The sequence below is a fragment of the Aeromonas sp. Y318-3 genome (assembly GCF_027706185.1).
GTDB classification, from domain to species: Bacteria; Pseudomonadota; Gammaproteobacteria; order Enterobacterales; family Aeromonadaceae; genus Aeromonas; species Aeromonas veronii.
In genome coordinates this window covers 307,237-330,493 of record NZ_JAPDCN010000001.1, presented here as the reverse complement: position 1 = coordinate 330,493, position 23,257 = coordinate 307,237, and the positions used below count along the sequence as shown (strand labels likewise).

Below are 23,257 nucleotides of genomic sequence, written 5' to 3'. Positions count from 1 at the left end.
AATAAGTATTAATCTAGACTAGCTGTTCGATAATCGAACTCCCCGAGAGAACAGATATGTCTGCCTATTTAACACTGCGGCAACGGGCCATGACCCGTCGCTTCTGGGCTTACGCCCTCCCCTCCATTCTTGCCATGCTGGTCTCGGGGGCCTACTACCTCATCGACGGCATCTTCGTCGGCCACTATGTCGGTGCCGCAGGCCTCGCCGGGATCAACCTGGTCTATCCGGTCATCATGGTGCTGATTGGTCTGGCCGCCATGATCAGCATGGGGGCGGCCACCGCCATCTCCTTCCAGCAAGGGGCGAAAAACGACAAGCTGGCCCGTCAGGCACTGGTCAACGCCCTCTGGCTGCTGGCCGGTCTCGGGGTAGTTGCGCCGGTGCTGCTCTATTACACCCACACCGATATCCTGCTGGGACTGGGGATTGAACAGGGCACCGAGACCTGGAAACAGGCGAGTGACTACCTCACCTGGATTGGCGGCGGTACCCTGCTGCTGGCCAGCAATCTGGCAGTGCCCTATCTGCTGCGCAACGATAGCCGCCCGAAGCTGGCCATGGTGCTGGTGAGCAGCGGCGCCGTGCTCAATATCATCCTCAACTACATCATGGTGGGTCGGCTGGGGCTGGGATTGATCGGTACCGCGCAAGCCACCCTGATGGCAGAGGGTGCGGTGAGCCTGATCGGTCTTGGCTACTTCTTTACCCCCTGGGCGCAGCTTCGCCTCAGCTGGCGGGATCTGGTACCCAACCTTCCCGCCATGCCGCACCTGCTCTTTACCGGTCTGCCGAGCCTGATTGCCCAGTTCAACCTCGGGCTGCTGCTGATGCTGCACAACAGCCAGCTGATGGTGTACGGCAATGTGAAGGATCTGGCGGGCTTTACCGTGGCCGGTTACACCGAAGCGGTCTTTATCGTCATTCTGCAGGGGCTGGCGTTCGGCATTCAGCCGCTCATCAGCAAGGCCGCGGGGGCCAAGCGCCATCGCAACCTCAAGTACCTGATGGAGATGGGGCTCAAGTTCACCTTTATCTACGGCATGCTGGTGTGGCTCACCATCCAGCTGCTGCCGGGACAGGTCGCCATGCTCTATACCGGCGACAAGGATCCCGAACTGCTGGCCGCCGCCATCAGCAGCCTGACCCTCAACCTCGGCGCCATTCCGCTGGAGGGGATCATCATGTTCGGCATCGTGCTGCTGCAATCCATGGCACGTACCCGTCAGGCGCTGGTCATCTCCATCGCCAAAACCGTGTTGCTGCTGCCGCTCATCTTCCTGCTGCCGCAACTGTGGGGGCGTGATGGGGTGCTGATGGCCCAGCCCGCGACCGTGCTGCTGCTCACCCTGCCGCTCTGCTGGCTGCTGTGGCGCGAGTGGCTGCGCCTGAAGATAGCCTGCGCGCCAAAAGCCAAACACCGCCCACAACCGGCCCGCGCACGCGCCGCCGTCCAGCTGGCCCGTTAAGGCCACCCATCCCGCAAAACAATAAAAAACCGGCATCCCCTGATGCCGGTCTCTGCTATATGGGCGGGTCTGCCTGCTCTTACACGAGGATTCAGACCGACACCTCTGTCCACACTATGCCAATACTTCTGGCCTGAGCTGGGCCATCAGCCCCGGGTTGTCGGAGTAATCCACCGGGATCGCCACCACCGCAGGCCCCTCCACCGCCAGTGCGGCCCGCAGGGTTGCGCGCAACTCGTCTGCCGAGCGCACCGCGAAACCTGCCGCCCCGAACGATTCGGCATAGCGTTTGAAGTCGATGGGGCCAAAAGAGACGCCGGAGGTGCGGCAATACTTCTGCTGCTCCTGCATCGCGACCATGTTGTAGCCGTTATCGACCCAGATGATGTGAACGATATTGCTCTTGAGCCGCACCGCCGTCTCCAGCTCCATGCTCGACTGCATAAAGCTGCCATCCCCCGATACCGAGATCACCTTCTCACCCGGCCGCACCAGCGCCGCACCGATGGCCCACGGCAGTGCCACCCCCATGGTCTGCTGACCATTGGAGATCAACACCTGACGGGCGCGGAAGCTGTAGAGGTAGCGGGCAATCCAGATATGGAAGCTGCCCATGTCGACGCAGAGGGTCATGTCGTCGCGCACCAGCTCCTGCAGTTCGCGCACGATACGCAAGGGGTGAACCGGATTGCCGTGCAGATCGTCGGCCCGCATCGCCAGTCGCAGTCGCTGCTGGCGAACCCCTTGCAGCAGCCGATCCACCTCGGGGGGACGAATTTTCGGATTGCCCATGATGCGGGTCAGCTGCAACAGGTTGGCGCGGATCGACCCCACCAGCTCGGCGGTCGGGCAGTAGCTGCTGTCGATATCGGCAGGCAGCACGTCGATATGGAGGATGCGCCGCTCCCTGTCGCCATTCCACAGCACGGGGTCGTACTCGATGGGGCTGTAGCCGATGCAGATCACCAGATCGGCCCCTGCCAGCAGTTGATCCCCCGGTTGGTTGTTGAAGAGCCCCACCCGTCCGGCAAAGTCATCGAAGTGGCAGCTGTCCACCACCCCGGCGGCCTGATAGGTACCGGTCACCGGCAGCCGCGCCTTGTCGAGGAAGGCGCGCACTGCCTCGGCATTTTCCGGCCGGCTCGCCATCAGGCCGAGCAGCACCACCGGATTCTGGGCGTTGCGCAGCAGGGTCAATGCCTGCTCCATATTCTGCTCATCGGCGCAGCCCGGCTCCGGCACCTCGCGGGGCACCAGCACATTGCCCTGCACCGGCTTGTTGATGATGTCCATCGGCAGGCTGACAAACGCCGCCCCCGGCCGTCCCAGCTCGGCGGCGCGAAAAGCGTTGGCCATCACTTCCGAAATCGCCGCCCCGCTGTTGACCTGAGCGCTGAACTTGGTGACCGGACGGCAGAGGTTGACCGTATCCATGCTCTGATGAGTGAGCTTGAGGCCGTCGGCACGGCGCACCGCACCGCCCAGCGCCACCATGGGGTCCCCCTCCGAGGTGGCGGTCGCCAGCCCGGTAATGAGGTTGGAGCAACCGGGGCCCGAGGTGACCAGCGACACCCCCGCCTTGCCGGTGAGGCGCCCCACGGCGGCCGCCATAAAGGCGGCGTTCGCCTCGTGGCGCACCACTATGGTCTCGATGGGGGAGTCCTCCAGCGCATCGAACACCCGGTCAATTTTGGCGCCGGGAATACCGAACACCTGCTTGACCCCTTGCGCCTCCAGATGACGAACCACCAGCTCGGCACCGCACTTCCACTGTCTGTTTTCCATGATATTGCTCCTTGTCTATCAGCCTTCGGCGGCCTGAATGGCGCGATCGAGATCGGCGGGGTTGAGGTCGGCCTGCCGGAAAGCGGGATCCGATGGCAGAGCCAGATTGAGGTGACGCACCACAGAAAGTCGCAGGGTGCCGTGGGCCATGGTGTAGTCGAGCAGATGGCCGCCCCCCTTGCGATCGGCGGTGATCATGTGCTCGTGAAAACCCGCCACATTGACCCCCTGCACGAACGGCGGGCAGCGAAAGCCCACCAGGGTTCCCGCCACCGCGGCAAAGCGGAACAGCGGCTGCTGTTCGATGGCTTCCAGCATGGGGCGATAGGGGGGCTCCTGACGCGGCACGGTTCGTACCTTGGCCGTTTCAAACTGGCCGTCGAGGCGCAGGGCGACGAAGACGTTGTCGGAGCCCACCAGCCGATCCACCCACTGGTGGATCTCGTCACGGCTCAGGGGGTGATCGAAGCGACGCTCCAGACAGGGGCGAAAATGGGTCATCACCGCAAAGGGGGTCTTCTGATCGGCGCGGGCGGGACGGGCCGAGCCATCGGAGCGCAACTGGTGGATCTGGCGCTCGAAGGCGATCAGCTCACCATCGAGGTGATTGAAGGTGCCGAGGCCAAAGTCGCCGTGGCGCAGCAGCTCGCTCATGGTGGTCTCCCCTTCGTAGACCCCCGCCAGCAGGGCGCTCATCAAGGAACTCTGGTAGATCTCGCCACCGTCATGCTGCCTGCGCCAGCGGGAAAACTGCTGGCTCACTTCGAGGGCACAGCTGCACCCGGCACTGTCAGATGTTGCAATATGTTCCATTCGGGTTTCACCTCCACCGTGAATCCTGTTAGCGTTCGGATCCAATGGTGACTTGGTTCACATTTCAACACCAATACGCTGATCCCATGACTTTGAGACTCAATCGATATGGAACTTCGTACGCTCCGCTACTTCATGGCCGTTGTTGAAAAGCAGAATTTCACCCGCGCAGCCGAATCACTCAACATGGCCCAGCCGCCCCTGAGCCAGCAGATCCGCAAGCTGGAGGAGACCCTGGGCACCCCGCTGCTGCGCCGTTTGACCCGCAGTGTCGAACTGACCGAGGCGGGCGAGAGCCTCTATCGGGATGCGGCGCAGATCCTGGCGCTGGCCGATGCGGCAAAACTGAAGGTAAAGCGGATTGCCCGGGGCGAGCAGGGGGCACTGCGGATCGGCTTTGCCGGTTCCACCGTGCTCCACCCCGCGGTGCTGACCCTGCTGCACGACTACCGGGAGCGCTATCCCGAGGTAGCCCTCAGCCCTCAGGAGGGCACCATGCCGGCACTGGTGGAGGCGCTGCGCAACGATCGGCTCGATGCCGCCATCTTGCGGCTCCCCTGCCGCGGCAGCGAGGGCTTTGCCCACCACCTTATCGAGCAGGAGCCGCTGCTGATCGCCCTGCCCACCAGCCACCCCAAGGCCAAGCCGGGCCCCTTGCCACTGGCCTGCCTGAAGGACGAGAGTTTTATTCTGTTTCCCCACGCCATCGGGCCCGGGCTCTATGACGGCATCGTGGGCCTCTGTCGGGAGGCCGGCTTCGAGCCGATACTGGGGCCTGAATGCCCGCAGGTGATCTCCACCGTCGGCATGGTGCAGGCGGGCTTTGGCGTGACTCTGGTGCCCAGCTCGGTGGCGGCGCTGCGCCCGCTCGGGGTCAGTTATCACCCCATTGAGGGCAACGGCATGATGACCAGCATCAGTCTGGCGACACGGCCACACCCAAGTAGTGCCGTGCTGCGGCACTTTATCGCCCAGATCCGTGCCGCCCAGATACGACAAGGCCTCCCGAAGGAGGCCCTGTTAAACAAGCTTGAACCGGCCTGATGACCAGCTTGCCTGATGCGACGGCTTATTTGACGGTACTGCTTATTTGACAGTCACCCGGGCAAACTTGCGCTTGCCGACCTGATAGACGGCGGTACCGGCACCGATGAGTGCCTTGCCATCTTCCAGCTTCTCGCCATCCACCTTGACCGCGCCCTGCTTGATCATCCGCAGCGCTTCGGAGGTGGTGGCCACCAGATCGGCCTCTTTCAGCAGATTGGCAATGGCCAGACCTTCGCCTTCCAGTGCCAGCTCGATTTCCGGCATCTCGTCCGGGATGGCGTTCTTGGAGAAGCGCTGGGTGAAATCTTCGTGGGCCGCTTCGGCCGCCGCTTCGTCGTGATAACGGGCGATGATCTCTTTGGCCAGCCAGATCTTCACGTCGCGCGGGTTGAGAGTACCGGCAGCGATGCCTGCCTTGAACTCTTCGATTTCGGCCAGCGGACGGAAGGAGAGCAGCTCGTAGTAGTTCCACATCAGATCGTCGGTGATGGACATGATCTTGCCGAACATCTCGCCCGGAGCGTCGTGGACGCCGATGTAGTTGCCTGCGGACTTGGACATCTTCTTGACGCCATCCAGACCCACCAGCAGCGGCATCATCAGCACGCACTGGGTCGCCATGCCGGCATCTTTTTGCAGCTCGCGGCCCATCAGCAGGTTGAACTTCTGGTCGGTACCACCCAGCTCAACGTCCGCCTTCAGCGCGACCGAGTCATAGCCTTGCAGCAGCGGATAGAGGAATTCGTGAATCGCGATGGATTGGCCGCCGGTGTAGCGCTTTTTGAAGTCGTCGCGCTCCATCATGCGGGCCACGGTCTGCTTGGCCGCCAGCTTGATCATGCCGGTCGCACCCAGCTCGCTCAGCCAGGTCGAGTTGTACTCGATGCGGGTCTTGGCGGGGTCGAGGATCTTGAACGCCTGCTCGGCATAGGTGAGGGCGTTGTGCTTGATGGCCTCTTCGGAGAGCGGCGGACGGGTGGCGTTCTTGCCGGAGGGATCTCCCACCATGGCAGTGAAGTCACCGATCAGCAGGATCACTTCATGGCCCAGATCCTGGAAGGTCTTCAGCTTGTTGAGGATCACGGTATGACCCAGGTGAATGTCGGGGGCGGTCGGGTCCATGCCCAACTTGATACGCAGCGGGCGCCCTTCCTTCAACTTGGCGACAAGTTCTTCTTCAACCAGAATTTCTTCCGCTCCGCGCTTGATCTCGGCTAGCGCCACCTCGAGCTGGGACATTTTTTGACTCTCCATCACGATTCCACAGGGCCAAACATATTACTGGAATGGCGGGCCAATTGGAAAGGCTGTAAAATCCGTCCATTCTGCCCGACTTCATCTGCTTCTCATGGTTATTTGGCACGCCTTCAACGCACTCCCCCACTGGCACCGCAAGATGGTGCTGATCTTGAGCATCATGATCATGATGCTGGCTGCTTGGCCAAGCGAACAGGCGGTGGCAACACGGGTCGATGAAAACGGCAACGAAATTGCCCTGCGGGAACCGGCTAACGACAACCCGCTGAACGACGAGCTGACGGCCGAAGCCGCCCAGCCTGTCACCCCGCCCAAACCGCGCTACATCACCAAGCAGGTGAAGGTACGCCGTGGCGACAACATGGGGGTGATCTTCCAGCGCATTGGCCTGAGCACCACGGATCTGCACCTGATCGATCAGCTCGAGGGCAGCGATCCCCTGCGGATGCTGCAACCGGGGCAGGAGCTCACCTTCAAGCTCACCGAGAACGGCGAGCTGCACAGCCTCTATTACCCCCACAGTCTGGAGCAGGCGCTCAAGGTGAGCCGCAAGGAGGAGACCTTTGTCGCCCGCAACGTCAAGATCGCCCTCGACACTCGCGAACAGGTGAGCAAAGGCGAGATCCGCTCCAGCTTCTGGGGCGCCGCGGTGGATGCGGGGATGACCGAAGATCAGATCATGGACTTGGCCGCCATCTTCGGCTGGGACATCGACTTTGCTCAGGACTTGCAACCGGGAGACAGCTTCCGGGTGGTCTATGAAGACAAATTCCGCGACGACGAGCGGGTCGCCTCCGGCGATATTCTGGCGGCGGAGTTCGTCAACCAGGGCACAGCCTACCGCGCCGTGCTCAATGAAGATGGCAACTACTACACCCCGGAAGGGAAGGCGATGCGCAAGAGCTTCCTGCGCGCGCCGGTCAACTTCAAATACATCAGCTCCAACTTCAACCCGCGCCGCCTCCATCCTGTGACCGGCAAGATCCGCCCCCACAACGGCATCGACTACGTGGCGCCGGTGGGCACCCCCATCATGGCGGCGGGCTCCGGCAGCGTGGTGGCTGCCGGTTACAACCAGTTCAACGGCAACTACGTCTTTATCAAGCATGCCGGCAACTATGTGACCAAGTACCTGCACCTCTCCAAGCGCACCGTCAACAAGGGACAGCGGGTGAAGCAGGGGCAGACCATCGGTACTCTGGGTGGCACCGGCCGCGTCACCGGCCCGCACCTGCACTACGAATTCGTGGTGGGCGGCATTCACAAGAACCCGCGCACCCTCACCCTGCCGCAGGCAGAGACCCTGAGCGGCCGCGAGCTGGCCAACTTCAAAAAGCTGGCGATGCCGCAACTGGCCAAGCTCGACAACCCCGAGCTGCAGCTGGCCCAGAACAAGCGGGATAGTCGCGGCAACTAAGCCATCAGGGCTGGCAGGGTGAAGGCCCTGCCAGCCCCTTTTATTGAACCCGCGCCACGCAATCAGATTGAAATGAGTCCACCTTCGGACATAAGATGAGATGGAACACCGGGAGCGGCATGTGGCACGGAAGCAAGGGCTTATCTATCCTGTCTCTCTCACTCTTTTTCCGGTCCGCATTGAGGATGCAACATGGTTGAGCGTTATATCGGTCTGATGTCAAAGATCACGCCATGTGGCATGGGATGAAAGCCGTTCCCCTCTTCACCCTCTCTGCACACCGTATTTTCGAACAGCAATGTAAGGAGACACCATGGCTGAGCGCTATATCGGTCTGATGTCGGGAACCAGCATGGACGGCATTGATGCCGTGCTGGTGATGATCGCCGGGGATGAACTGCGGGTCGAAGCGGCGCTTTGTCACCCCTGGCCGCAAGAGACCGCCCGCACGCTGCATGCCCTCTGCACCCCGGGCGACAACGAAATCGACCGCATGGGGGTGGCCGATAATCTGGTGGCGCGAGAGTTTGCCGCCGCCACCCACGCGCTGCTGGCCAAGGCGCGGCTTGAGCCCAAAGATATTCGCGCCATCGGCAGCCACGGCCAGACTATCCGCCATCGCCCCCAGCTCGGCTTTACCCTGCAGATCGGCAATGCCGCCCTGCTGGCCGCCCTGACCGGCATCGACGTTATTGCCGATTTTCGCACCATGGATATGGCCCTCGGCGGTCAGGGGGCGCCGCTGGTGCCCGCCTTCCATCAAGCACTGTTTGCCAAGCCCGGCGCCCTGCGGGTGGTACTGAACCTCGGCGGCATCGCCAATATCTCGGTGCTGCCGGGCAATCCGGGCGGGGTATATGGTTTTGATACCGGCCCGGCCAACACCCTGCTCGATGGCTGGTATCGCCGCCATCAGCCCCACGGCGGCAACTATGACGCCGGTGGCAAATGGGCCGCCAGCGGCAAGCCCATCCCTGCCTTGCTGGAGAAACTGCTGGCTCACCCCTACTTCGCCGCCCCCTCCCCCAAGAGCACCGGACGGGAGATGTTTACCCTCGATTGGCTCGATGGGGAGCTGGCAGGCACTTCATACGCCCCCGTGGATGTGCAGCGCACCCTGCAGGCGCTCACCTGCCACAGCATCGCCAGCCAACTGCCCGCCCGGCCCGAGTCAGTCGGTGCCAGCCAGCCGAAAGCCGAGCTGTTTGTCTGCGGCGGCGGTGCCCATAACGCCCCCTTGCTGAAGGAGCTGGCCAGCCTGCTGCCTGCATGGCGCATCGCCAGCACTGCCGAGCTGGGCCTTGCCCCCGACTGGGTGGAAGGCGCAGCCTTTGCCTGGCTGGCCATGTGCTTTGTCCACCGCAAGCCGGGCAATCTGCCCGCCGTCACCGGTGCCAGCCGTCCGGCCGTGCTGGGGGCACTTTATCCCGCCTGAGTGATGACAAGGGAGCTGCGGATCAGTGTGCCCCCTTGAACAGACGCACAACCTGTTGCCGGATCGGTGCAAACAGCGGGGGCTTTGGCGGCTCCAGATTGATATGACGCCGCCCGGCACGGGTTTCACAGCGAAGCAGATTCTGGATGTAGTGGTGGTGGGAGCGATGGATCAGCTGTGAAGCCTGATACGCCCACAGTCTGGGCACGCCCCACAGGGTGCTGGCAATCGCACCGACGATGCAGAAGAAAGCGGGCTCCTGAATTCCCATCCGGCTGGCGTTCTCCAGCGCCTCCTTGAGCGAGTTGGAGTGGGCAATACAGGTCATGATATTGACCATGAAGGCATCGTAATCATCCTCTCCCCCCTTGCCAACGCGCGCCGTCAGGGTCGCCGCGGGCTGATAACCAAACTGATGGCCGATATTTTCCAACACCGTATTCCGCTGGCGGATCACCTTGCCATAAAACATCAGCATCACCATGCAGTCGATCGCCTTGCACAGCGCCTCGTAGTGGGGATGGCTCTTCTTGGGACGCGGTGCCGTGGCGAGAGCCAGCTCTTCAGAGATAGCCAGCAGGCCCACAGGTACGGCGGTGCTGACAAACGAGAGGTCAATCGACAGCTCCAGCCCCTCCTCCCCTTCCATGCGGGCCACAATCACATGTTCGCCAAACAGCCGACGCTGGCGCTCGATAAAGGCGCCAAAGACCAGATCACGAAACTGCTTTTGCGGATAAGGGGTATCGATTAGGCTCTCGATGGTCATGATGGCGGCGGATACCCGGCCGCGCAGTCGGTAATCGGCAGGAATGGGAAAGCTCTTTCCCAGGCGAGGAGGTAACCGCTGCCCAGATGTTTGACAATACATATCGCCCAGAACGAAACCCAGCATAAATCCTCCACAGTCAGGTAATGATGATCGCGATGCGATCTCGCTTGCCAATCCTGGGCAATGGCCTGCCGGTGCATCGATGCTCTCCGTCAGGGCTCCTTGATTACCTTATTAATCATACGATTAATAGCGATTGGAAAAAGCGACCTGACTCGCAATCACGCCACTAATTAACAGTTTCATCAAGAAACCATAAAAAGCGGTTGATAAATCCATTTTTTGACGTATTTCCTTTTAAAAACAATACATTGAACTTTATTCCTGCGAAATCACCTGAGCTGTTCCCGAGCCCTGAGAACCATCTCAATCATCACAACCAGCCACAGATAAGAGGGAGATCAGACAAAGCCGCAAAAAAGTGGAAAAACCGACGACGCGGGGCAACCCCACCCATCGGGGGATGCAACCGGCGTGAAGAGAAGCGGATTGCCACCACCCTCCCCCTTCCTTATCCAGCGCCACATCTCATCCATCGCCATCTCTTATCGAGCGCCACCGTTCCTGCACACCGTCACGCCAACGCCAACGCCAACGCCAACGCCATGCTCCCCACTCCTGTGCAGCCGGGGCAGATCCGCCGTGCAAATTCATGGCATAGAATTTTATGGCGTTAATAACAGATCCCGGCTGCCAGCAAGGTGTCATCGAGTATGCCGGAGTCAGCATTAACAGAGAGGAATGCAAAAGCCGTGAATTATATTCCAGAGGTATCTTTAATAAGGTGGATATGCATATTAACGGGAGTTTTCATAGCCCCTTAAAAGAGCTGAAAACAGATATCCATGCACCATAATATGCATTATTTGCACATCAGCGCATAATATTAACCCTTTATTCACACGCCAATATCCCGAAGAGGGGGAGAGCAAACCCAGTCAGGACAAGGCTGTCCGCCGGTTCGGCACCATTTGCGCACGAATTGGCTGCAATTTCGGGTGAATTGAATAGCAATATGCTTAAATTTGCACCCATTGAGCCATCTCATAGAAATGCAATCAGCGGTTTGCAACCCCTGATAGCCACTCATAGAATCGCAGCGTCTGAAATATCTACCCTGTCCTCTTCGCCCTTATTCCTCATTCCTCTCAGCGATTGAGTGGAACACAAATAATAACCGGGGATGCCGCCGCTGGCGCAGTGGCCATGGCGCACAACAAGATGGGGTAAACCTGTACCTGAATGAACAACAAATATTAAAAAGAGGCATATCTATGAGTGGTACCATCATCAAGTCGGCAAGAAATACCCCCCATGCACCCCAGGATCTGGGCCCCTGCACCCAAACGGTAGCGTTTTCTCATTACAACAATATCTCGGCCCAGTTGCCGGTCGATCCCGCCACCGGCAAGATGGTGAGTGGCGATGTCACCGCGCAGGCCAGACAGTGCCTGAGCAACCTCAAGGCGATCATCGAGAGCATCGGCCATGTGATGGACGATATGGTCAAAGCGACCATTTTCCTCAAAGAGATGGCGGATCTGGAAGCGGTCAACGCCGTCTATCGCGAATTCTTCCCGGGCTATCTGCCGACCCGCACCACCCTCGCCGTCGCCGCCCTGCCGCTGGGCGCACTGGTGCAGATCGATGCCATCATCTCCAACGGCGAAGGTACCTTCCCGCAAGACCCTTGCCCGCTGGTTAAACTGGCCCGCAATAGCGACAAGGCGCCGCACAATCCGTTCTCCACCCATACCGTGGCGTTCTCCCACTACAACAATATCGGCGCCCAGCTGCCGGTCGATGCAGTCTCTGGCCAGCTGGTTGCCGGTGGCATCACGGAGCAGGCGGGCCAGTGCCTGCGCAATATCAAGGCGGTGCTGGAGAGCATCGACGTGCCGTTTGACGATATCGTCAAGGTGACCGTCTATCTGACCGATCTGGCCGATCTGGAGGCCGTCAACGAGGTCTACACTACCTTCTTCCCCGACTCCGCCATTGCCCGCGCCGTGGCCTATCTGCCCGCCCGCTCTGTGGTCAGTGCGGCCGCCCTGCCCATGGGGGCACGAGTGCAGATGGATGCGGTCATCTCCCACGGTGACGGCACCCCGCCACAACTGGTGGAAGACCGTCACAATCTGGTGATCCGTGCCCGCAATACCGACAAGGCACCGCGCAGCCCCTTGCACACCCAGACCGTCGCCTTCTCCCACTACAACCATCTTTCTGCGCAGCTGCCGATTGACCCCGCCACCGGCAAGATCCTGGCTGGCTGCATCAAGGAGCAGACCGCCCAGTGCCTGAGCAATATCAAGGCAATTGTGGAGAGCATCGGCCATGTGATGGACGATATCGTCAAGGTCAATATCCAGCTCGGCAATATCGCGGATCTGGATGCGGTCAACGCCGTCTACACCAAATACTTCCCGGGCTACCTGCCTGCCCGCACCGTAATCGGGGTCAGTGAGCTGCCCGCCGGTGCTCTGGTACAAATCGATGCGGTGATGTCCAACGCCGAAAGCACCCCGCCGCAGGTGTAAGGTTGCGGAAATAAAAAAGAGACCGGCTATATGCCGGTCTCTTTTGGTAACAGGGAGGGATATTATTTTTATGACATCGATATAAAGAACGCGAACGTCCGATTACGCTTCGCTAATCGAACCTACAGGCTATTTTCATATCGAACCCTTCATCTTTTTAACTGCTTGTTAGCATTTTCCACTATCATTTCCCTTATGTTAACCAACTTATTTACTCCAAGCACATCTCGAAGTGAATTTTGTATGTAACTAAGCTGTACTTCAGGGTGAGAAATTGAAGGCTCTTTCCAAGAGGTAAATGCAGACAATATCTCAAGAAGTTCTCTTGCTGCCTGATCACGATGTTCTTGATTTGTGCCTTGGCCTTTTGGAAAGTTGATGTATTCACTATTAGCGCCTAAAGTTCTTAGCTTATCTTCGAACTTAATAAGCTGCCCATCAATATCATTCGTGAGCCAAGCTGAAAATTTGAACCTCAACTTTGTTAAATCACCAGCAAAGCCTAAAGCCTTCTCGCTATCTCTATTTGTTCTTAAGTAATAGAAAGTTTCCATAACTTTCTCTATGTACAATTCCGAGAATTGCACATGTTTATCAAAAACGGTGCCCGCCATGTGGGACATTGCGCCTAAGTTGAACACTTGCTGCTCATGCTGTAATTTTGATTGCATTTCATTTCTGAATGCTTCTAACTTCTTATCGTATTCGTGACTAATTGATTGTTTTAGTCGCTCCTTTAACCAAAACACACCAATAACATTCACTAATAATGTAAAAACTCCAGATGCTGTCAACGTTATTCCATCAATCATTGTCACACTCCAAGGAAATAATAATATCGCGCTATATATATTTAACTACGAAATTGTAATTAAGGCTTAGGGAAATCGGCCAAACTAAACAATAGATTTAATTATAGTAATAAAAAAGCGCCTCCCGAAGGAGGCGCTTTTCAGTTCTATACACAGCAATTAGCTATTACAGGGATTCAGCGGTCGCAACCACGTTTTCCACGGTAAAGCCGAATTCCTTGAACAGCAGCTCGGCCGGGGCAGACTCACCGAAGGTGGTCATACCGATGATCTTGCCGCCGAAACCGACGTACTTGTACCAGTAGTCAGCGATGCCGGCTTCGATGGCTACGCGCTTGGTGACGGAGGACGGCAGGACGGACTCTTTGTACTCGGCAGACTGGGCGTCGAACAGGTCGGTAGACGGCAGAGAGACCACGCGCACGGCACGGCCCTTGGCAGTCAGCTGCTCATAGGCAGCAACGGCCAGTTCCACTTCGGAACCGGTGGCGATCAGGATCAGCTCCGGAGTACCGGCGCAATCCTTCAGCACGTAGCCACCCTTGGCGGTGTCGGCCAGCTGCTGGGCAGTACGGTCCATCTGGGCCAGGTTCTGACGAGAGAAGATCAGAGAGGTCGGGCCGTCAGTACGCTCGATGGCGTGTTTCCAGGCGATGGCAGATTCAACCTGGTCACACGGACGCCAGGTGCTCATGTTCGGAGTCAGACGCAGGGAGGCGATCTGCTCAACCGGCTGGTGAGTCGGGCCATCTTCACCCAGACCGATGGAGTCGTGGGTGTAAACGAAGATGGCACGCTGCTTCATCAGGGCGGCCATGCGCAGGGCGTTGCGGGCGTACTCCATAAACATCAGGAAGGTAGCGCCGTAGGGGATGAAACCACCGTGCAGGGCAATACCGTTCATGATGGCGGACATGCCGAACTCGCGTACACCGTAGTGGATGTAGTTGCCGGAGGCATCGTCGTTGGTCAGGGACTTGGAGCCGGACCACATGGTCAGGTTGGACGGAGCCAGGTCGGCGGAGCCGCCCATGAACTCCGGCAGCAGCTTGCCGAAGGCTTCCAGAGAGTTCTGGGACGCTTTACGGGTTGCGATCTTGGCCGGGTTGGCTTGCAGGGTTTCGATGATCTTGGCGGATTCGGCAGCCCAGTTGGCCGGCAGTTCGCCAGCGGTACGGCGCTTGAATTCGGCAGCCAGAGTCGGGTGAGCGGCTTCATAGGCAGCGAACTTGGCAGCCCAGTCGGCTTCCAGTGCAGCGCCCTTCTCCTGAGCGTTCCACTCGGCAGCGATATCAGCCGGGATAACGAACGGCGCGTGGTCCCACTTCAGGAATGCGCGAGCAGCGGCGATCTCGTCGTTGCCGAGCGGTGAACCGTGGCAGTCGTGAGAACCGGATTTGTTCGGGGAGCCGTAACCGATGATAGTGCGGCAGCAGATCAGAGTCGGCTTGCCGGTCTCGGCCTTGGCGGCTTCGATGGCGGCATTGATGGCTTCCGGGCTGTGACCGTCAACAGCCGGGATAACGTGCCAGCCGTAGGCTTCAAAACGCTTGACGGTGTCGTCGGTGAACCAGCCTTCTACGTGACCGTCGATGGAGATACCGTTGTCATCCCAGAACGCGATCAGTTTGCCCAGTTGCAGGGTACCTGCCAGGGAGCACGCTTCGTGGGAGATACCTTCCATCAGGCAGCCGTCGCCCATAAAGGCGTAGGTGTAGTGGTCAACGATGTCGTGGCCCGGCTGGTTGAACTGCTCAGCCATGGCTTTCTCGGCGATCGCCATACCAACGGCGTTGGTGATGCCCTGACCCAGCGGGCCAGTGGTGGTTTCCACGCCCGGAGCATAGCCGTACTCCGGGTGACCCGGGGTGCGAGAGTGCAGTTGGCGGAAGTTTTTCAGATCGTCGATGGAGAGGTCATAACCGGAGAGGTGCAGCAGGGAGTACAGCAGCATGGAGCCGTGGCCGTTGGAGAGAATGAAACGGTCGCGGTCGGCCCACTTGGGGTTGTTCGGGTTATGTCTGAGGTGGCTACGCCACAGCACTTCGGCGATATCCGCCATTCCCATGGGGGCGCCCGGGTGACCGGAGTTGGCTTTTTGAACGGCATCCATACTCAATGCACGAATGGCATTGGCAAGCTCTTTACGAGAAGGCATCTGAATCTCCTGCGATTGCTTCATTTGATGGCCAAGATTAAGGCGCGTTATTGTCCCAGCAGGGCGCGCGGCGTGCAAATATTATCTGGATGAATAAAGTGGCTTTGGGAGGACAATCGCTTTTCTTGCCCTCTATTGACCAAAGCAACCAGAGAAAAACGTTTGATTTCCATCCCTTTCGGGATAGGAGAGCACCGCTTGTGACCCATTGGACACTGCGCGACAAAATAGTGCTGGCAATCGGGGGGGGCGCTAATTAAAATAGACGTCCAGATGTAGATACCTCTACACCATCCCATTCATCCGGTTATTGCCGTGGCGATAACCCAGACAAGCTGAGACTCTTATCATGGCAAAGCTGTTTACTTCCGAGTCGGTCTCCGAAGGCCATCCCGACAAGATTGCGGACCAGATCTCCGATGCGGTACTGGACGCCATCCTCAAGCAAGATACCAAGGCACGCGTTGCCTGCGAGACCCTGGTCAAGACCGGTATGGTCATGGTGGCCGGCGAAGTAACCACCTCTGCCTGGGTTGATATCGAAGAGATCGTGCGTGATACCGTACGTGAAATCGGCTACACCCACTCCGACATGGGCTTCGATGCTGACTCCTGCGCCGTGCTGAACGCCATCGGCAAGCAGTCCCCTGATATCAATCAGGGTGTTGACCGCAGCGATCCGCTGGAGCAGGGCGCTGGCGATCAGGGCCTGATGTTCGGCTACGCCACCAACGAAACCGACGTGCTGATGCCGGCCCCCATCACCTACTCTCACCTGCTGGTGAAGCGTCAGGCTGAAGTGCGCAAGAACGGCACCCTGCCGTGGCTGCGTCCGGATGCCAAGAGCCAGCTGACCTTCGCCTACGACGACGCAGGCAAGATCATCGGTGTGGATGCCGTTGTGCTGTCTACCCAGCACGCCGAATCCATCAGCCACAAGGATCTGGTTGAAGCAGTACGCGAAGAGATCATCAAGCCGGTGCTGCCGGCCGAGTGGGTCAACAAGGACACCAAATACTTCATCAACCCCACCGGCCGTTTCGTTATCGGCGGCCCGATGGGTGACTGCGGTCTGACCGGTCGCAAGATCATCGTCGACACCTACGGCGGCATGGCCCGTCACGGTGGTGGCGCCTTCTCCGGTAAGGATCCGTCCAAGGTTGACCGCTCCGCTGCCTACGCCGCCCGCTACGTTGCCAAGAACATCGTTGCCGCCGGTCTGGCCGATCGCTGTGAAATCCAGATCTCCTACGCCATCGGCGTGGCCGAGCCGACCTCCATCAGCGTTGAAACCTTCGGTACTGCCAAGGTCGCCGAGGAGCTGCTGGTCAAGCTGGTGCGCGAGCACTTCGAACTGCGCCCGTATGGTCTGATCGAAATGCTGGATCTGAAGCGCCCGATCTACCAGGCTACCGCTGCCTACGGTCACTTCGGTCGCGACGAGTTCCCGTGGGAGCAGACCGACAAGGCCGAACTGCTGCGTTCTGCCGCTGGCCTGTAAGGCTCGCTGTTGTGATAAAAGGGGAGCCTGGCTCCCCTTTTGCTTATCCGCTATCTGACGAGATGTTGATGTCTACCACCCCTTCCCAGCTTGTCGCCCTGCTGCAACAACGCGTAGAAGCCTGCTTTGTGCAGGCCGAGGCGCGCCTTGGCCGCACCTTCCCCCGCCCGCGGATCTACTGCAACATGCGGGGCCGGGCGGCGGGATCGGCGCGGCTGCAAACCTGGGAGCTGCGCTTCAACCCTGCCCTCTATCAGGCCAACCAGCAGGCGTTTCTGGATGAGGTGGTGCCCCACGAGGTGGCCCATCTGCTGGTTTATGCCCTGTGGGGAGAAGGGCGCGGCAAAAACCGGGTGCTACCCCACGGCCGCCAGTGGCAATCGGTGATGCGGGAGGTATTCGGCCTTGAGCCCAGAACCACCCACAGCTTCGATCTGGCGGTTTTGGCCCAGCGCACCGTGCCCTATCGCTGCCTCTGCCAGCAGCATCAGCTCTCTATTCGCCGTCACAACAAGGTGGTGCGTGGCGAGGCCCGCTATCACTGCCGCCGCTGCAAGCAACCGCTGGAACGGGAACGGCCGGAGCCAGAGCAGTAAGCCAGCTTGTGTCGCGCCCCTGTGGTAGGGTGCCCGCCATCGTTCGTCAATCACCCTGTTTTGCAAGGAATCCCATGCGTTTCATCTCCTCCCTCGCCCTGACCCTGCTGGCCGGTTTACCGCTGCTCAGCGCCCCCCTGCACGCCCAGACCTTTCGCGAAGCCAAGCAGGATCTGGTGAAGCTCTATCGCAGTCAGCCTGCGGTCACCACCTTCTACTGCGGCTGTGACATCGACTATCAGGGCAAGAAGATGAGCCCGGATCTCGCCAGTTGCGGCTATGAACCACGCAAGCAGGCCAAGCGCGCAGCGCGCATCGAGTGGGAACACGTAGTCCCTGCCTGGGAGTTCGGCCACCAGCTGCAGTGCTGGCAAAATGGCGGTCGCAAGAATTGCGAAAAAGCGAGCCCCGAGTTCAACAAGATGGAGGGGGACATGCACAACCTCTTCCCCGCCATTGGCGAGGTGAACGGCGATCGGGCCAACTACCGCTTCTCCGACTGGAACGGCAAGCCGGATCAGTACGGCCAGTGCCAGATGCTGGTGGATTTCAAGGATCGTCGGGTGCAGCCGCCCAAGGGGCCGGTACGGGGTCAGATCGCCCGCGCCTACCTCTACATGAGCCAGCAGTATGGGCTGCGTCTGGCAGCGCAACAGCGTAAACTGTTCGAAGCTTGGGATCGCCAGTACCCGGCAGAGGGCTGGGAGTGCGAGCGCAACCGCCGCATCGGCAAGCTGCAGGGCAATACCAATCCCTTTATTGAAAAGCAGTGCCAATAACCCCATTTGACCAGGGAGGGGATCACCCCTCCTAATCATGAAGCCCTTCCCCACTGCCGCGTGAGCCTTGCTCGCCGCCTCGCAGCAGGATATGAAGGGTTTCCAAGCAAGAGACTGACAAGCAGCCATGCGCATTCCACGTATCTATGAACCGGCCACCCTGCAAGTTGGCCAGACCATCGCCCTGTCGGAAGACGGCGCCAACCATATCGGCCGGGTACTGCGCATGCAGCCGGGCCAGCAGCTCGAGCTGTTCAACGGCGATGGCAATCAATATCCCGCCACCATCGCCAGCGTCGGCAAAAAGTCGGTGGAAGTGACCATCGACCGCTGCGACGTCCAGTCGGTGGAGTCACCGCTGGCCATCCACCTCGGTCAAGTAATCAGCCGCGGCGACAAGATGGACTTCACCATCCAGAAATCGGTGGAGCTGGGCGTCACCTGCATCACTCCGCTCTTCTCCGAGCGCTGCGGCGTCAAGCTGCCAGCCGATCGACTGGAGAAGAAGCGCGAGCAGTGGCAAAAGGTGGTGATCAGCGCCTGCGAACAGTGCGGCCGCAACGTGGTGCCAGAGGTGCGCATGCCGATGGAGCTGGACGCCTGGCTGGCAGAAGAGACCAAGGAGCTCAAGCTCAACCTGCACCCGCGCGCCGAGTTCAGCATCAATACCCTGCCCGTTCCCGAGCATGGGGTACGCCTGCTGATTGGCCCGGAAGGGGGCTTGTCGAGCGACGAGATCGCCCGTACCGTGCAGGAAGATTTCAAAGAGATGCTGCTGGGGCCGCGGGTGCTGCGCACCGAAACCGCCGCCCTGACCGCGATTACTGCGCTGCAGTGCCGCTTTGGCGATCTAGCTTGAAACCAGTCCAATGTCTTACTGCGAGGTCGTGATCAAGGCTCATGCGCTGCTCGGAATCCTCACGTATGTCTATACGCTCCGGTTCCTGCGCTGCTCTTTACCTTGCTGACGACCTCTCGCGACAGACTTTGAACAGGTTTTAAGAATCTCACTCGCAATCGAGCCACAAGAAGGATATTCGGATGACCATTAAACTCGGCATCGTGATGGACCCCATCTCGGCCATCAACATCAAGAAAGATTCCAGCTTTGCCATGCTCGAAGAGGCGCAAAAGCGCGGCTATGAGCTCTTCTATCTGGAGATGAAGGATCTCTACATGGAAGCTGGTCGCGCCTTTGGCACCATGCGCCCGCTCACCGTCAAATATGACTATGCCGACTGGTACACGCTGGGCGAGGTGGTGGATCAGCCCCTCTCCAACCTCGATGTGATCCTGATGCGCAAGGATCCGCCGTTCGACACCGAATTTATCTACGCCACCTACATGCTGGAGCGGGCCGAGGATGAGGGTTGCCTCATCGTCAACAAGCCGCAGAGCCTGCGCGATGCCAACGAGAAGCTCTACACCGCCTGGTTTGCCGAGCACACCCCGACCACGCTGGTGACTCGCCGCGCCGACAAGCTGCGCGCCTTCCACGCCCAGCACAAAGACGTGATCTTGAAGCCCTTGGATGGCATGGGCGGCGCCTCCATCTTCCGCATGAAGGAAGATGACGCCAACGTCGGCGTGATTATCGAGACCCTGACCGCCCACGGCAGCCAGTACTGCATGGCGCAGACCTATCTGCCCGCCATCAAGGATGGCGACAAGCGGGTACTGGTGGTGGACGGTGAACCGGTGCCTTACTGCCTCGCGCGCATTCCGGCGCAAGGTGAGACCCGTGGCAATCTGGCGGCCGGTGGCCGTGGTGAAGCCCGTCCCCTGAGCGAAGCTGACTGGGCTATTGCCCGCGCGGTGGGCCCGACGTTGAAAGAGAAAGGGCTTATCTTCGTTGGCCTCGATATCATCGGCGATCGCCTGACCGAGATTAACGTCACCAGCCCGACCTGCATTCGCGAGATTGAAGCGGCCTTCGATGTACACATCACCGGCATGCTGATGGATGCCATCGAGCGTCGGCTGGCCCAGTAATCACCTGGCAGGCTAACCGGCCTGTTCAGGGGTAACCGCCCCCGACAAGCCCGGAAACAGAGAGGGTGGCCCAGCGCCACCCTCTCTGTTTCAAGGCAATCCGGAAAGGGGCGGGATCTCGCCCAGCCCAAAAAGCGGTTTTTCCCATGGGGATCAACTGCCATAATTGACCTCAAATACCTTTGCACTATTTGGCCTCTATGCAAACACTGCAAAATCACTTCCTGCTTGCCATGCCAAGCCTGACGGATCCCTATTTCGAGCGCTCGCTGGTCTATCTGTGCGAGCACAACGAAGAGGGCGCCATGGGACTGGTCGTCAACATTCCGGTGGAGATGTCGCTGGAAACCATGCTGACCCAGCTCCAGCTCAATCCGCCCAACAACCCGGAACTCAAGCAGCCGGTGCTGCAAGGGGGGCCGGTTCACGCCGATCGCGGCTTCGTGCTGCACAGCTTCCGCCCCGGTTTCAACTCCACCCTGCAGGTGGGGGATGAGATGATGGTGACCACCTCCAAGGATATTCTGGAAACCCTGGGTACGAGCGAGGCTCCTGCCCATTGGCTGGTGGCCCTTGGCTATGCCGGCTGGAGCGCCGGGCAGCTGGAGCAGGAGCTGGTGGACGGCGCCTGGCTGGTGATCCCCCCCAATCCGGCTCTGGTGTTCAAGACCCCCATTCACAAACGTTGGCAGCAAGCCGCCGTCAGCATAGGGGTGAACCCGGTTCACCTCTCCAGCGACATCGGCCACAGCTGATCGGCTGGCCCGCTCCGCTCTCTATTTCGAGGATTTATCAGTTATGTCATCACGCAGCATCATGGGCTTTGACTATGGCACCAAGAGCATTGGCGTCGCCATCGGTCAGGAGCTGACTGGCACAGCCCAGCCTCTGCGCGCCCTCAAGGCCAACGACGGCATCCCCAACTGGGACGAGATTGAGAAGCTGCTCAAGGAGTGGCAACCGGACCTGCTAGTGGTCGGTCTGCCGCTGAACATGGATGGCACCGATCAGGAGATCACGGTACGGGCCCGCAAATTCGGCAACCGGCTGCATGGCCGTTTCGGCAAGCCGGTGGAGTTCAAGGATGAGCGACTCACCACCACAGATGCCCGCGCCCGCCTGTTTGAGCGAGGCGGCTATCGCGCGCTGGAGAAAGGCAGTGTGGACGGGGTATCGGCGCAGCTGATCGTCGAAGCCTGGATGGAAGAGCAGTACAACTAAGTCATCAACAGCAAGGCAAGGGTCGCAGCCCTTGCCTTGTCTCGCACAATCACCTCATTACGCCTGTGATTGTCCCGCTACCAGCCCTTCGGCCTCGGGGCTCGCATTCATCATCCGGTTCAGCCAGGGCACCATCAGCCCCATCACTACCGCAATCAGCAGGGTCGCCATCCCGATCTTGCCAAACACGCCGGTGTAGATCGGCAAGGTTTGCAGCGGATCCGTCATCCCTTGCGGCACAGCGGTAAAAGTCGCCACATAGCCACCCAGCAGGGACGCCATCGCTTGAGTCAGGAACCACATTCCGAGAATGAAGCCCATCAGGCGTTGCGGCACCAGCGCAGCGACCATCGCCAGCCCCAGGGCGCTGATCATCAGCTCACCCAGACTCTGGAACAGATAGATAAGCACCATAAACCAGGGGGAGGTAAGCCCCTGCTCATCGGCAAACCACCAGCCGGATGCCGCCGCCGTCAGAAAGCCCAGCGAGCAGAAGAACATCCCGAGGGTGAACTTGAGCGGCATGGTGAGATCCCGCCCCTTGCTGCCCATCCGGGTATAGATCATCGCGAGTACCGGGCTACCCACCACCACCCAAAAGGGGTTGAGCGCCTGGAAGCTGATGGGGTTGACGCTCATGCCCAGCATCTCGTGGTGCATATTGTTGATGGCAAAGAAGTTCAGAGACGTCGGCATCTGGGCATACAGCACGTAGAAGAGCACCGCCTCCAGCATCAGCACGAAGGCCACATACATCTTGTTGCGGCCCACGGTATCGAGCCTGAACGCCTCGCGAAAGAAGAAGATCACCACGGCGATGGTTACCGTCATCAGCACCATGTTGGCGATCACCACGTGGTGCATCAGCCAGGCGCAGAAGAAGACCATGGCTACCGAGCCCAATATAACCAGCAGCAGCTTGCTGTAATCGAGTGGCAGGTGATCCGGCTCGGAGCCAATATCCTTGACCATATTGCGGCAGGCAAAGAAGGTAAGCAGCGCAATAATCAGCCCTACCCCGCACAGGTTATAGGTCACGGTATAGCCGTAATGATCGGCAATCACCGGCGCCAGTGAGAGGGAAATAAGGGAGCCAATATTGATCGACATATAGAACAGGGTAAAAGCCCCATCCAGCCGCGGATCTTTTGGCTGGTAGCATTTTGACAGCAGGCTGGCCGGATTGGCCTTGAACAGGCAGTTACCGACTGCAATGGTGCCCAGCGCATAGAAAATCAGGTCGGGATTGTAGATCGACAGACCGGTCATGAAGTAGCCTATCACCAGCACTACGGCCCCCAGCACCATGGTGCGCTTGGTGCCGAGAATATGGTCACCGACATAGCCACCGACCGAGATCAGGCCATATACCAACGCCGAGAAGGCACCGAAAGTAATAAAGGATTGCTCTTGGGAAAATCCCAGTTGCTGTACAAAGAAAACCGCCAGGATCCCCTGCACGCCGTAATAACCGAAGCGCTCCCAGAGTTCGACGAAAAATATCATAAAGAAGGGTTTGGGCTGTTGTAACAACCCTGTGGGTGCTGTTGCTGGACGCATATCAACCTGCCTTTGCTGAGATTTATTTTTATTAATCTGGTGG

The 23,257-nt window shown here is 59.2% G+C and carries 19 protein-coding genes; 12 read left to right on the top strand and 7 right to left on the bottom strand.

What is annotated here, in order from left to right:
- Positions 1 to 56 precede the first annotated feature (56 nt).
- Entirely contained in the window at positions 57 to 1,469 is a 1,413-nt protein-coding gene (locus OKB77_RS01610) for an MATE family efflux transporter (RefSeq protein ID WP_265775685.1), read from the top strand.
- A gap of 114 nt (positions 1,470 to 1,583) precedes the next feature.
- Here OKB77_RS01610 and alsS read toward each other — a convergent pair whose 3' ends face one another.
- Together alsS and budA are read right to left on the bottom strand one after the other, a co-directional pair.
- On the bottom strand, positions 1,584 to 3,254 hold the full coding sequence (gene alsS, locus OKB77_RS01605) for an acetolactate synthase AlsS (RefSeq protein WP_270816829.1): 1,671 nt from the start codon (positions 3,252 to 3,254) through the stop codon (positions 1,584 to 1,586).
- A gap of 18 nt (positions 3,255 to 3,272) precedes the next feature.
- Positions 3,273 to 4,067, bottom strand: a complete 795-nt coding sequence (budA, locus tag OKB77_RS01600) for an acetolactate decarboxylase (RefSeq protein WP_005338506.1) — start codon at positions 4,065 to 4,067, stop codon at positions 3,273 to 3,275.
- 108 nt (positions 4,068 to 4,175) lie between these two features.
- On the opposite strand from budA, the gene OKB77_RS01595 reads away from it, so the two are divergent.
- Positions 4,176 to 5,111 (top strand): LysR family transcriptional regulator, encoded by a 936-nt coding sequence (locus OKB77_RS01595; protein WP_047435676.1) that lies wholly within the window; start codon positions 4,176 to 4,178, stop codon positions 5,109 to 5,111.
- Between the two features lie 42 nt (positions 5,112 to 5,153).
- On the opposite strand, the gene tyrS is transcribed toward OKB77_RS01595, so the two are convergent.
- Positions 5,154 to 6,353, bottom strand: coding sequence for a tyrosine--tRNA ligase (gene tyrS / locus OKB77_RS01590; RefSeq protein WP_005347884.1), 1,200 nt, complete (start codon positions 6,351 to 6,353; stop codon positions 5,154 to 5,156).
- A gap of 109 nt (positions 6,354 to 6,462) precedes the next feature.
- Between tyrS and OKB77_RS01585 the strand changes: the two genes are divergently transcribed.
- Both OKB77_RS01585 and OKB77_RS01580 read left to right on the top strand, forming a co-directional pair.
- The gene (locus OKB77_RS01585; RefSeq protein ID WP_270816828.1) at positions 6,463 to 7,788 is read left to right on the top strand and encodes a peptidoglycan DD-metalloendopeptidase family protein; all 1,326 of its coding nucleotides are present in this window, start codon (positions 6,463 to 6,465) and stop codon (positions 7,786 to 7,788) included.
- Positions 7,789 to 8,101: 313 nt separating this feature from the next.
- On the top strand, positions 8,102 to 9,223 hold the full coding sequence (locus OKB77_RS01580) for an anhydro-N-acetylmuramic acid kinase (RefSeq protein WP_270816827.1): 1,122 nt from the start codon (positions 8,102 to 8,104) through the stop codon (positions 9,221 to 9,223).
- Positions 9,224 to 9,245: 22 nt separating this feature from the next.
- Here the strand turns inward: OKB77_RS01580 and OKB77_RS01575 are convergent, their stop codons facing one another.
- Entirely contained in the window at positions 9,246 to 10,118 is an 873-nt protein-coding gene (locus tag OKB77_RS01575) for a hypothetical protein (protein ID WP_270816826.1), read from the bottom strand.
- Between the two features lie 1,211 nt (positions 10,119 to 11,329).
- On the opposite strand from OKB77_RS01575, the gene OKB77_RS01570 reads away from it, so the two are divergent.
- Positions 11,330 to 12,595 (top strand): RidA family protein, encoded by a 1,266-nt coding sequence (locus tag OKB77_RS01570; protein WP_199415330.1) that lies wholly within the window; start codon positions 11,330 to 11,332, stop codon positions 12,593 to 12,595.
- A 149-nt stretch (positions 12,596 to 12,744) separates the two neighbouring features.
- Here the strand turns inward: OKB77_RS01570 and OKB77_RS01565 are convergent, their stop codons facing one another.
- Positions 12,745 to 13,407, bottom strand: a complete 663-nt coding sequence (locus tag OKB77_RS01565) for a hypothetical protein (RefSeq protein WP_150390385.1) — start codon at positions 13,405 to 13,407, stop codon at positions 12,745 to 12,747.
- A gap of 166 nt (positions 13,408 to 13,573) precedes the next feature.
- Positions 13,574 to 15,565, bottom strand: a complete 1,992-nt coding sequence (gene tkt / locus OKB77_RS01560) for a transketolase (protein ID WP_270816825.1) — start codon at positions 15,563 to 15,565, stop codon at positions 13,574 to 13,576.
- Between the two features lie 349 nt (positions 15,566 to 15,914).
- Here tkt and metK point away from each other — a divergent pair, with 349 nt between their 5' ends.
- The 7 genes from metK (at position 15,915) to ruvX (ending at position 21,654) form a co-directional block, all read left to right on the top strand.
- Positions 15,915 to 17,066, top strand: a complete 1,152-nt coding sequence (metK, locus tag OKB77_RS01555; protein ID WP_005338519.1) for a methionine adenosyltransferase — start codon at positions 15,915 to 15,917, stop codon at positions 17,064 to 17,066.
- Between the two features lie 68 nt (positions 17,067 to 17,134).
- Positions 17,135 to 17,662 (top strand): SprT family zinc-dependent metalloprotease, encoded by a 528-nt coding sequence (locus tag OKB77_RS01550; RefSeq protein ID WP_258720873.1) that lies wholly within the window; start codon positions 17,135 to 17,137, stop codon positions 17,660 to 17,662.
- A gap of 74 nt (positions 17,663 to 17,736) precedes the next feature.
- Positions 17,737 to 18,441 (top strand): endonuclease, encoded by a 705-nt coding sequence (locus tag OKB77_RS01545; protein WP_204481195.1) that lies wholly within the window; start codon positions 17,737 to 17,739, stop codon positions 18,439 to 18,441.
- Positions 18,442 to 18,568: 127 nt separating this feature from the next.
- Positions 18,569 to 19,300 (top strand): 16S rRNA (uracil(1498)-N(3))-methyltransferase, encoded by a 732-nt coding sequence (rsmE, locus tag OKB77_RS01540; protein ID WP_265775694.1) that lies wholly within the window; start codon positions 18,569 to 18,571, stop codon positions 19,298 to 19,300.
- Between the two features lie 182 nt (positions 19,301 to 19,482).
- Positions 19,483 to 20,433 (top strand): glutathione synthase, encoded by a 951-nt coding sequence (gene gshB / locus OKB77_RS01535; RefSeq protein WP_219263308.1) that lies wholly within the window; start codon positions 19,483 to 19,485, stop codon positions 20,431 to 20,433.
- A gap of 200 nt (positions 20,434 to 20,633) precedes the next feature.
- On the top strand, positions 20,634 to 21,188 hold the full coding sequence (locus OKB77_RS01530; RefSeq protein WP_265775695.1) for a YqgE/AlgH family protein: 555 nt from the start codon (positions 20,634 to 20,636) through the stop codon (positions 21,186 to 21,188).
- 43 nt (positions 21,189 to 21,231) lie between these two features.
- Positions 21,232 to 21,654: a Holliday junction resolvase RuvX gene (gene ruvX / locus OKB77_RS01525; RefSeq protein WP_005343821.1), complete on the top strand. Its 423-nt coding sequence runs from the start codon at positions 21,232 to 21,234 to the stop codon at positions 21,652 to 21,654.
- A gap of 57 nt (positions 21,655 to 21,711) precedes the next feature.
- Here the strand turns inward: ruvX and dtpB are convergent, their stop codons facing one another.
- Complete coding sequence (gene dtpB / locus OKB77_RS01520; protein ID WP_265775696.1) at positions 21,712 to 23,214, bottom strand: dipeptide/tripeptide permease DtpB; 1,503 nt, start codon at positions 23,212 to 23,214, stop codon at positions 21,712 to 21,714.
- Between the last annotated feature and the right edge of the window lie 43 nt (positions 23,215 to 23,257).